The organism is Nonomuraea sp. NPDC059194, assembly GCF_042754765.1.
In the GTDB taxonomy this organism is placed as follows: domain Bacteria; phylum Actinomycetota; class Actinomycetes; order Streptosporangiales; family Streptosporangiaceae; genus Nonomuraea.
Genome location: NZ_JBHZBH010000052.1, coordinates 39,570 through 49,392, shown reverse-complemented (window position 1 = coordinate 49,392; position 9,823 = coordinate 39,570). Strand labels below are relative to the sequence as shown.

Genomic DNA, 9,823 nt, shown 5'->3' with positions numbered 1-9,823 from the left:
GGCTGTTCTCGTTGGGCCGGATTCCGATCACAAGATCACATCGACCCGCCGCGCATCCGCCCTGGTCATCCAGCAAATGGCGGCTGCCGTACTAGCGAAGCGGTTCGGAACGGGACCGTGAGCCGTGTCTTGAAAGCCTCGGGAGTCGTGCTCCATCCTCACCCTAAGGTCGGCGATGATCGCACCGAATTGCGCGGCCAGATGTGTTGCCCGCGTGCCGTAATTCATGGCAGCGAAGCCCTGGAGACCCATCTCCTTCAGTGCTTCCGCCCACTTGGCCTCACGCCAGAAGTTGCCTCCCCGCAGGAAGGCCCCGCGCTTGCCGAGGAAGGCGAATGCGTCATCGCGCCCGTCGTCGTAGGCCGCCAGGCGTTCGGTCAGCGCAGCGATGAAGACCGAGGGGATCGCGATGTTGCGTCGGCCAGCTCGTGACTTGGGCGGCACGGAGCTGCATCGTGCCGCCGTCGAGTTCGAGGAACTGCTCACCGGACGCTGACCGTTCGCGCGGCGAGGTCGAGACTCCCACGGCGGAGGGCGATCACCTCACCCCACCGCAGGCTCGCGAAGGTCGTCAGGAGGATGGCATAACCTCCTATCTACCCCTCTAGACAGTTGCGGGCGATCCGCTTTCGAGATGTCTAGGGGGTGGACGATTTACCTAGGCGAATGTCCAGTAAGCCGCGGTGGCGTCATCGAAGATCTTGCCGCGCTTCCAGCGGCTGCCATCTAGGTCGGACCGTTCGGCGGCACGGACCCGGCGGATGAGCACGTCGGGGCCATCGTGTTCGAGAAGGTCGAGGCACTGTCGCCACGTGGCCAGGTGGAAGCGATCGACCAGCCGGGAGGCGCCGTCGCTGAGCATGGCCGCGGTCCGGATCTGGTCGACGGGCGCTGAGCCGGTCAACGCCTGCTCAGCCGCGTGCGGGTTGGTGGCAGCGACCCAGAAACCGCCATCGATGTTGCGGTGTCCACGCATGGCGCTGATGTAGACGCTGAGGGCGTCGCTGTGCTGCGGCGTGCCACCGATCGCCTCGTTCATCGGCCCGCGGTACCGCTTGCCGACGATGGACTCGCGCTCGTCGCAAATCACCATGGGTTCGGCTCCGATGATGTCGAGGACAAGCACGGAGTCGGCCAGGATCAGCCAGTCGAGGGTGTCTCCGGTACGGCGCAGCATCACGACGATTGCCGAAGGTGTGCCGGGATGATCGAGGTCGCAGGTGTCGTGCTGCGCGGCGGTTTCCTTGATCCCGCTGGCCAGAATCTCGGTGAGCGGACCGGCGTTCTGGGTGATTCCCGCGACCAGGGTCGAACCGAGCGTGTGGGAGAACCAAGCCACGCCGTGCGAACATCCGGATTGCAGGCCGGCCGGGGTGCCAGCGCCGTCCAGGAGGACGACCGCATTCGAGGTGGCGCCGATGAAGTCCTCGTTGGGGCGGTCGGGGTACGCGGGTTCGGTCGCGAGGGTCAGGCGCACGTCAGTCATCCTCGTGTCGATAGAGAGGGCTGGCCAGGGCGGTGCGGACGGGCTCGTCTGTCTCGGGGTCGTACTCGACGCTGACGACGGTGGAGAACCGCTTGTCGCCGACCTGGCCCCAGAAGGTGGCGATCTCGGACGTCAGCAGGTCGACGACGCCAAGCGAGCCATTGGTCCTGATGCCGGCGATCGCGAGGAAGGTCCCGTTGCCGTCAGGGCGGGGGAGACGGCCGAAGTACGCGGAGTCGGTGGGCTGCTCGGGGTCGAGCTGGGTACCCGTGCGGTAGGTGGCGCCGGTCCTCGTGTCCCGAAGCAGCCAGCCGAGGTCGTCGCGCTCCCAGCGGATGACGGGGTCGGTGTCGTAAGCCGTGTGCATCGCCTCGGACATGGTGAAGGGCGGCCGGCTTTCGCCCGGTGTCCTTGGTCGGGCCGGGAGCGAGGGGGCCCGTACGCTGGCCCGGCGGGTCGGGCAGGTTCCTTCCTGCCCGCAAGTGTCCGACCTGGGTCCCCTCGCTTCGGGACCCGGCGCGGCCAAGGTGGGTAAAGCAGGTCGCCCGGCTCCGACCTCGACTGCTTCGACCCGAAGCCACATCACCGGAGCGTCGACCTGACTCAGCAGGAGGTGGTCGTCTCGGCTAGGCAGGAATCGGTGCCCGGCCCGCCGTTAGCGGTGTCGGTGCCCGGCCCGCCCAGAATCCGGTCGTTGCCGGCTTCGCCGTTGAGGGTGTCGTTGCCGGCGTCGCCGCTGATGTCGTCGGCGCCGTTGCCGCCGAAGACGGTGTCGTTGCCGGCACCGGCGGCGATCCGGTCGTTGCCCGCGAAGGAGAGGATGACGTCGTCGCCGCCCAGCGCGGCGATACGGTCGGCGAACGGTGACCCGCAGATGACATCGGCGCCCGAGGTGCCGATGATGGTCTGCCCCGAGGTGGCGGTGCGCCGGTCGATGGTGCAGGCCGGTCCGTCCTGGAGCGTCCCGTCGACACTGGTGGTGTTGAAGTAGCCGCTGCCGGTCTCTGTGGGGTTGTTGGTGAGGACTAGGCCCGTTTCCACGTTTAGCGCGCGGGTTGCGCCCTGCGCCGACGCCACGTTGTCGTGAAGCAAGATCCGGTCGGAGAAGAGGTACGAGTCGTCGTGTGGCCCCGAGATCTGCGAGCGAACCGACTGAGCCGGGACGGGAGCACCGCGGAAGTCGTAGCTTGCGCTCTGCGTCGCGCTCATCCCTGCTTGGTCCATGAGCGCGTAGCCCTGGTAGGAGAACTCGGCGGTGGAAAGCGAGGTCCCCGGCGGCGTATGCACGTTCAGCGACAGCGTGCATTCCTTATCCGAGGCATCATCACCAGGTTCGACGAGCGTCTCGTATGCGCTGAATGTAACGGTGAACGCCTTCCCGTCGGGGCTGATCGCCGCCTCCCATGTCCCGGGCGGGCACCCGTTTCCGTTCGCACTGACGCTCGAGATGTATGCCTCGGCCGGGTCGGGGACAGAGGATGCCGCGACCGCGGGCGTCATGACTGCTGCGGTGAGGACGGCGGCAGCGGCGAGTGTACCTGCGGCCAGCTTGGGGAGCGTGTTGCGCATGATGAATGGCATAGGGCATTCCTTTCCGTGGTGAGCGTTCCCAGCGAGAACGTCAGGTAATTTCCTGAGGCTCGTTGACCTGTGTCAGATCGAGCTCGTGAATGGTGTCGCGGTAGCGCGGATGCCAGAGCTGTTCTTTTTTCGTATTCGCCCGCACCGTTGCGATAGTGCGATAAGGGAGATACCCCAGCGTCAAGCATGAAAGACGCACACACGTTTATAAGCGGGCAAATAATCAGCAAGGAGCGAAAAGAGGGAGTGTCCTTGATGTCCGAATATCCGCCATTAAAATGGATATTATCCTGACGCGTAGCTCCCGAAAATTCCGATTCGCGCAGATATGCCATGATTCCGAGAATCTGGCCCCTGGCGCGGCGGTGGGCCGAGGGCAGCAACCGCGCCATGTTCGGGCGACCTTGAGCGGCCGTTAATGACCCTGCGAGCACCGGGCTTTCCTGGCGGCAGGGCTGCCGGTGCGTCAGCCTTGGGAGGAAGGACAGGCGTGGGAGAACCCCTGGCCTGATTGGCGGAACGGTGATCCCGAGGCTCTGCGAAAGCACGTCGCCTGGCCGGTCGATTGCCTCCTGTGGGATGTCGAGCACGGCCACTGGCGATCGAGTTAGGGCGAGCGGCCGAGCGATCCGTTGGGAGCCGTCGAAATAGCCCGGCTCCGGCTGGCGGACGCACCCAGCATGGCCCCACTCTATGCGCACCGATTCCTACCGGCCGGCCGCGGAACTTACGGACATCCCGTCCTGTCCATGCGGGGTTGGGACATCATCTACTACGGCACGGACCTGGCCGACTACATCAACCAGGAGTTCCGGGAACCACGCCCCGAACGCGATGAGGAATGGCAGCCGCACGCTACCGTCCCGTTCTGGCGGGACTATCTCTGAGTACAGGTCACCAGTACCGGAAGCACGATCAAGATCCGGGATATACACGGGATGATGCCGTAATGAGAAACCACGGCCAAAGCTATGGTGCCAGCTCAGCGACCCGTCGAAGCCTAGATCTCCGGCCTGCTGTAAAGCCGTAGGCTGCTCGGTTGGTGGCGAACCGAGCAGCTACCAAGACCTTGCGCCTAACCTCGGGCAGTCTCCTCAGTACCGCGGGCAGGAGCGGTAGCAGAAGGCCGGATGGCGATGGTGCTGACGGTGCCATTGCCCCACACAGTGGTCTCGATGACCGTCTGGCCGTCAAGGGACACCATGCGGAACTCCGGAACGAAACGAGGCGTGAACGTCCCGGCGATCCAGCTGCGCAGTTGCTCCACCCCGCTTGCAGCAAGGTCCCATTCGTCAAGAAGACGCACCTGGACCCATCCGGAGTGGTCCTCCCACTCGTCCTCTTCGTCTGCGTAGTTGACTAGCAGCAGGAATTCGCGATCTTTGTTGAAGAGGCCGAACTCCGACGCCATCCGGAGCCAACTCGCGTTGACCTTGACGGGCATATCCGGGTCATTGACATCGGGAATCTCGTCCGGCCGAGAGTCGAATCGGCCATCCTCGGGTCGAGCACTTGAGGGGGAACGTCCCGGTGGCAAATGAGGTTGCCGGACCTCTCCTTCCACTCGCCGGATGAAGAGCAGCCCAGCGGGCGCGAGCTGGGCGGCGATCTCGGAATCAGTCAGCGGCACGGGCGCACACTAGCCGCAGGGCAAGAGACACGTCCACCACGAGGTCGGACTGTGAAGGACGAACATCCTGCCTCTACCCGGGACAAGCTGAGCGGGCCGGTCGACGACAGACGGGAGGACCAGGCCGCCGAAGTGCGCGTCGCGCTGGAAGTGAGCAGGCGGCAGGCATGCTCGTCGTGCCATTAGCGTGCCATTAAGGGTGGTCAGCAGCGGTCAATCACGGTCACTCGCGGACTGTCCTCCGTGCAGGTCGAGGCCATCACGCCTGAAGATCAGGCCGATTTGCAAGCAGGATGTCAGGAGTTCGAATCTCCTAGGCTCCACCCATAACGGCATGGTCCTCGCCTGGGCGCGCTTCGCGCGTGGGGCTCGGGCTGTGACATCGGGGGGCGTGCTTCAACGGGGGTCACCAGGTCAGGGCGGCGTCCAGATCTGCGTCGTGACGACGTAGAAGACAACGCCCCAGAACACGGTCGCCGCGGCGACGATGCCGAGGCCGACGAGGTTGGTCTTCGCCACCGGTTCGTCCGGTGACGGCCGCAGCCACCGCTTGAGCAGTGGGTTCACGTAGTAGGGCATCGTGAGGAAGCTCATGATGAAGCTCGAAATCAGGTTGCCCACAAGCAGCCCGAGCCAGAGCGGCAACTTCAGCGGCGACAGGATGAGCGTCAACAGCACAACGGTCGGGTACAAGCCGACCCAGACCGCGATGGCGGTTTTGGTTTCCGAGGGCGGCGGCGCTTCCTTGCCGTTCTCTTCGAAGGCGAACCAGCTGCCGAACGAATTGTCGATCGTGCGCAATTTGAAGTCGTTGAACTTCTCGCCTTCAGCGAGAATTTCCTGCCGCTTGGCCGACGTCAGCCAGGCATCGAGGTGCTCGGCGTTGTCGAATCGGTACAGTGTGATCCATTCGTCCTGAAGCCCCTCGATCGGGCGGAAAAGCTCGGTGCCGCGAAATCCTTCGAATTTGCTCTCCTCCTGCCTCATGTGACACTGCCAATCGAGAAACTCGTCGACGTGGTTCGGGTGGACGCGGTGGGCGACCGAAACGGTCACCAGCGGATCCGTTGGTTGTGTGCCGCCGCTGATAACCTGCTGGGTCGCGGGACCGTCAAAATATTTGCTGCCAATATCGAGAAGACTCTGCCGGGTTGCGCCGTTGATCCATGCTTGTAGATGGGCTATCGAATCGAATCGGTATACGACGACCCAGTCGGGTTGCAGGGGGGTCGGCGGGGAGACCTCGGCGCCGAGGTACCCGGCGTAGTCGGCGGCAGCGGCGTTGACCTCTTCCTGCCACGTTTCGTACTCCCGCTCCAGTCCAGGCAGAATCTTGTGGCCGATGATTACTGTCGCCGCGGCGTCTTCGAGCTTTTCGGTGTTCATTTGTTCAGGCCCGTCGGCACCGGCTGGTTTTCGTTGATCCGGCGGTAAATTCGTTCCGGAGTCAGGGGCAGCGCGCGGTAGCGGACACCTGTGGCGTTGTGGAGCGCATTCGCCAACGCAGGGGCCACCGGATTGATGCAGCATTCTGCCATCCCCTTGGACCGCATGGGCCCGACGGAGTCCGCCGAGTCCACCAGGAGCAGGTCCGTGCGGGGGATATCGGCGTAGGTGGGGATGCGGTAGTTGCGGAAGTTCGGGTTGACCATGACACCGTTCGCGTCGACGTGGTAATTCTCGGTCAGCGTGAAGCCGATTCCCTGGGCGACACCGCCTTCTACCTGTCCCCGGACCTGCGCGGGGTTGATGACTACTGCAGCGTCGGTAGCCTGGACGCTGTAAAGAATACGGATCTCACCCGTCACCCGATGGACGGCGATCCGGAATCCCTGCGTATTGGAGGTGACGCTTCGGGGTGAGCCATAGGCCTTGCGAGCGGCGGTGAATCGAATTCCGCGCGTGCGGGCCAATGCGACGAGCTCGGCCAACGACACACGCTGGTCACCGCAGACGACGCTGTCGTCGTCCATCGAGCACATCACGAGATGGACACCCGTGTGCGCGGCCGCGAACTCCAGGACGCGGTCGCGCACGGCATTGGCCGCCCGAAGCACGGCGTTGCCCGCCACGAAAAGGCCTGCACTCGCAAAGGCGCCGGTGTCGAATCCCGTGCGGTCGGTGTCGGACTGCACCAGGCGAATCCGCGACGGCGTCGTGCCCAGCTGGTTGGCCGCGATCTGGACATGCGCGGTCGACGTGCCCTCGCCGAATTCGACTGTTCCGACGGCCAACTCGTACATGAGGTCGTCGCCAAGCGTGACCCAGGCCTCGGAGATGTGTTCGGTTGGGGGCGCGGTCTCGTGCAACGAACTCGCGACGCCGGTCCCTACGAGCCACTCGGGGCCGGGGGACGGCTCGTCGGCCGTACGGGCCATGGCGTCATCCACCAGATCGATGCACTTCGCGAGGCCGTCCTCAGCGAAGATCACGTCGTCGGGGCCGTCATGCATGGCGACGAGCCGATCACCCGGTCGCACGATATTGCGTCGTCGCAGTTCGAGCGGATCGATGTGCAAGGCGTTGGCCAGTTCGTCCATCGCCGATTCCACGGCGAACGCCGGTTGCGTCATCCCGTAACCGCGTAGGGCCCCGCTGGGAACGGTGTTCGTATAGACGGAGAACGCGTCGTACCTCTTGTTGGGGCAGCGGTAGATCATGACGGCGGCGCCGCCTGCGTACAGCGTTTCGCCGCCGTGGTTGCCGTAGGCGCCCGTGTTCGACACATTGCGGACCTGGAACGCGGTGAGCGTTCCGTCTGCCTTCGCGCCGAGCTTGACCGTCAACGTCATCGGATGCCGTGGCGAAGCCGTTGTGAACTCCTCCTCGCGGGTGTACTCGAAGCAGACAGGTCGCCCGGTGTCCAGGGTGGCGAGCGCGACCAGATCCTCTGAGATCACTTCCTGTTTGCCGCCGAAGCCGCCGCCGACGCGCTTGCAGAACACGCGGAGCTGGTCCGGGTTCAACGCGAACAGATAGGCGAGTTTGACTTTCGCGATCGACGGTGACTGCGAACTGGTACGGACGTTCAGACGGCCGTTGTCCATCCAGGCGATCGAGCCATGGGTCTCGAGGTGCGCGTGTTGCACTCGCGGTGAGGAGTACGTGCCTTCGTGGATCACGTCGGCTTCGGCGAAACCCGCATCGATATCGCCGATGTGTGAATGGATCTCGAACAGGATGTTGCGGACGGGATCCCGGACGAAGGGATCGTGCGCGCCGTGTAGCTGTGGCGCCCCCTCGGCCATTGCCTCTTCGGGGTCGAATACTGCCGGCATCACCTCGTATTCGACGACGACCCTTCGGCAGCCTTCCTCTGCCGCCCTGACCGTGTCGGCCAGGACCGCGACGACGCGTTGGCCGACGAAGCGGACCGTGTTGTCGAGGATGAAGGTGTCGTCCGGATCGACAAGATGGTCGGTGTGAATCGCCGTAGTAAAACGCCTGCGCGGCACATCTTCCCAGGTGTAGACCCGGTGCACGCCGGGAACTGCGAGTGCGGCGGTCTTGTCGATCGAGACGATCCGGGCGTGCGCATGTGGTGAGTGCAGCACCTTGAGGTGCAGCATGCCTTCGATGTGGGTGTCCATCGTGAACTCGGCACGACCGGTTACCACGTCGTTGGCTGCCGGCGCACTGACGCTCGTCCCGACGGCTTTTCCTGGCGCGGCTGTCTCTACGCCGACAAGGCCCTTTACGGCATCCTCGATCCCGCGATATCCGGTGCAGCGGCAGAGGTTGCCCTTCAACGCCCGTGGCAAGTCCTCCTTCTGAGCCTCGGTGAACGTTGCCGACGTCATGATCAGCCCTGCGGTGCAGAAACCGCATTGGAACCCCGGGGCGTCCCGGAACTGTCGCTGCATTGGATGCAGGTTGCCGGGTGATCCAATGCCCTCGATCGTCGTCACCTCACGACCGTCTGCGCGGAATGCAGGGGTGATGCAGCTGTGTACCGGATTGCCGCCCAACCACACCGTGCATGCGCCGCAGTCGCCTGCGTCGCAGCCCTTCTTGACGCCGAAGTGACCGAGTGAGCGGAGGAACGTGCGCAGGCACTGGCCGGGGTCTGGTTCTTCGTCGAAGCTCTTGCCGTTCACGATGTATGTCATGCCGGACCCCCAGCTATGAGTTCGCGACGAATCTCTTCGGCGAAGTGCTTTGTCAGGTGGCGACGGTGGTCAGGGGTCCCGTTGGGATCGGCGAACCAGACGTCGGCGGGGATGACGTCGATGCTCTGCTGCAAAGTTCCGGCATCGGGCATGACCTCGAAAGCAATGCGCACAGGCCGTGTGGTGCCGGCTGTGACGGTGAGCAGCAGGTCGCTCGTTCCTGGCGTTTGAGTACCGATGAGGAAAACCGTCGAACGGCCGAGCCGGGTCAGCGTGAAGCGACGGTGCGCGGCGCGTTTCCTCAGCGCGCGCGCCGGAATGTCGATGCGCCGCAAGATGTCCCCGGGAGTAAGAATGTTCTGATTGTTGCCGGTCACGAAGTCGAGGGCATCGACGACGCGTGCGGGCCCGTCAGGAGCCCACAACTCGTACTTTGCCTCGAGTGCGACCGTCAGCGTGATCATTGGACCTGCAGGCAAAGACATGCAGATATTGCCGCCGACGGTCGCAGAGTTCCAGACTTTGAACGAGGACAAGAATGCCTCGCAACTCTCCGCGAAAAGAGTGCCCGCGAGCCAATCACCCGGCAGTGGGAAGGCATACAGGTCACGGATGGTGCACGTTGCGCCGATTTCGAGGCCCGCCTCGCTCGGTACGAGGGGATCCCAACGCAACGCTGTCAGGTCGATCAGGCGGCGCAGGCTTGGCTGCTCCGCGGAGAACAGCCACGTGCCGCCTGCGAGCCACGCATCGCCTTCGCGCCAGTCCACGCCTGGCCGATCGGACGGTTGCCGGATGACTTCGGTGATGGTGTTGAGGTCCATGGGAACTGATCTCCCTCACGACGACAATCGTCCGACACCGCGTAGTGAACTCGATCGACCAGCGCGTGGCGCTGTCGTGTTCATTTTCGATTGCGGACATTCGGCTCGATACATTCGTCGAATACCGACCGGGCACGATGCGCGCATGGGCGCAGCACAACCTCGAGCGACAGAATCGAATTTTGGCCGCTAT

The 9,823-nt window shown here is 64.1% G+C and carries 9 protein-coding genes; 1 reads left to right on the top strand and 8 read right to left on the bottom strand.

Translation table 11 applies throughout. The features are described 5' to 3' along the window. Window positions 1-27 precede the first annotated feature (27 nt). From ACFXJ8_RS39120 to ACFXJ8_RS39105, 4 genes are all read right to left on the bottom strand, one after another. Entirely contained in the window at window positions 28-444 is a 417-nt protein-coding gene (locus ACFXJ8_RS39120) for a hypothetical protein (RefSeq protein ID WP_379649857.1), read from the bottom strand. 214 nt (window positions 445-658) lie between these two features. After that, window positions 659-1,486 (bottom strand): integrase, encoded by an 828-nt coding sequence (locus ACFXJ8_RS39115; RefSeq protein ID WP_379649856.1) that lies wholly within the window; start codon window positions 1,484-1,486, stop codon window positions 659-661. Beyond that, window positions 1,479-1,853 (bottom strand): hypothetical protein, encoded by a 375-nt coding sequence (locus ACFXJ8_RS39110; RefSeq protein WP_379649854.1) that lies wholly within the window; start codon window positions 1,851-1,853, stop codon window positions 1,479-1,481. Before ACFXJ8_RS39110 ends, ACFXJ8_RS39115 begins: the two co-directional genes overlap by 8 nt. Before the next feature lie 236 nt (window positions 1,854-2,089). Continuing rightward, on the bottom strand, window positions 2,090-3,067 hold the full coding sequence (locus ACFXJ8_RS39105; protein ID WP_379649852.1) for a DUF4360 domain-containing protein: 978 nt from the start codon (window positions 3,065-3,067) through the stop codon (window positions 2,090-2,092). A 749-nt stretch (window positions 3,068-3,816) separates the two neighbouring features. Here ACFXJ8_RS39105 and ACFXJ8_RS39100 point away from each other — a divergent pair. Beyond that, on the top strand, window positions 3,817-3,954 hold the full coding sequence (locus ACFXJ8_RS39100) for a hypothetical protein (RefSeq protein WP_379649850.1): 138 nt from the start codon (window positions 3,817-3,819) through the stop codon (window positions 3,952-3,954). Window positions 3,955-4,142: 188 nt separating this feature from the next. On the opposite strand, the gene ACFXJ8_RS39095 is transcribed toward ACFXJ8_RS39100, so the two are convergent. From ACFXJ8_RS39095 to ACFXJ8_RS39080, 4 genes are all read right to left on the bottom strand, one after another. After that, entirely contained in the window at window positions 4,143-4,697 is a 555-nt protein-coding gene (locus ACFXJ8_RS39095) for a hypothetical protein (RefSeq protein WP_379649849.1), read from the bottom strand. Window positions 4,698-5,111: 414 nt separating this feature from the next. Next, window positions 5,112-6,083, bottom strand: coding sequence for an antibiotic biosynthesis monooxygenase (locus ACFXJ8_RS39090; protein WP_379649848.1), 972 nt, complete (start codon window positions 6,081-6,083; stop codon window positions 5,112-5,114). Next, window positions 6,080-8,806, bottom strand: coding sequence for a molybdopterin-dependent oxidoreductase (locus ACFXJ8_RS39085; protein WP_379649847.1), 2,727 nt, complete (start codon window positions 8,804-8,806; stop codon window positions 6,080-6,082). The genes ACFXJ8_RS39090 and ACFXJ8_RS39085 overlap by 4 nt, the downstream gene beginning before the upstream one ends. Then, window positions 8,803-9,630 carry an FAD binding domain-containing protein gene (locus tag ACFXJ8_RS39080; RefSeq protein ID WP_379649845.1) on the bottom strand — a complete coding sequence of 276 codons (828 nt, stop codon included), beginning with the start codon at window positions 9,628-9,630 and terminating at the stop codon, window positions 8,803-8,805. The genes ACFXJ8_RS39085 and ACFXJ8_RS39080 overlap by 4 nt, the downstream gene beginning before the upstream one ends. Window positions 9,631-9,823 lie beyond the last annotated feature (193 nt).

What these genes read in the sequence shown, in the direction of transcription:
- ACFXJ8_RS39105 (WP_379649852.1), bottom strand. Translation starts at nt 3,067, where the DNA reads ATGCCATTCATCATGCGCAACACGCTCCCCAAGCTGGCCGCAGGTACA.
- ACFXJ8_RS39080 (WP_379649845.1), bottom strand. Translation starts at nt 9,630, where the DNA reads ATGGACCTCAACACCATCACCGAAGTCATCCGGCAACCGTCCGATCGG.
- ACFXJ8_RS39110 (WP_379649854.1), bottom strand. Translation starts at nt 1,853, where the DNA reads ATGCACACGGCTTACGACACCGACCCCGTCATCCGCTGGGAGCGCGAC.
- ACFXJ8_RS39115 (WP_379649856.1), bottom strand. Translation starts at nt 1,486, where the DNA reads ATGACTGACGTGCGCCTGACCCTCGCGACCGAACCCGCGTACCCCGAC.
- ACFXJ8_RS39100 (WP_379649850.1), top strand. Translation starts at nt 3,817, where the DNA reads ATGCGGGGTTGGGACATCATCTACTACGGCACGGACCTGGCCGACTAC.
- ACFXJ8_RS39085 (WP_379649847.1), bottom strand. Translation starts at nt 8,806, where the DNA reads ATGACATACATCGTGAACGGCAAGAGCTTCGACGAAGAACCAGACCCC.
- ACFXJ8_RS39090 (WP_379649848.1), bottom strand. Translation starts at nt 6,083, where the DNA reads ATGAACACCGAAAAGCTCGAAGACGCCGCGGCGACAGTAATCATCGGC.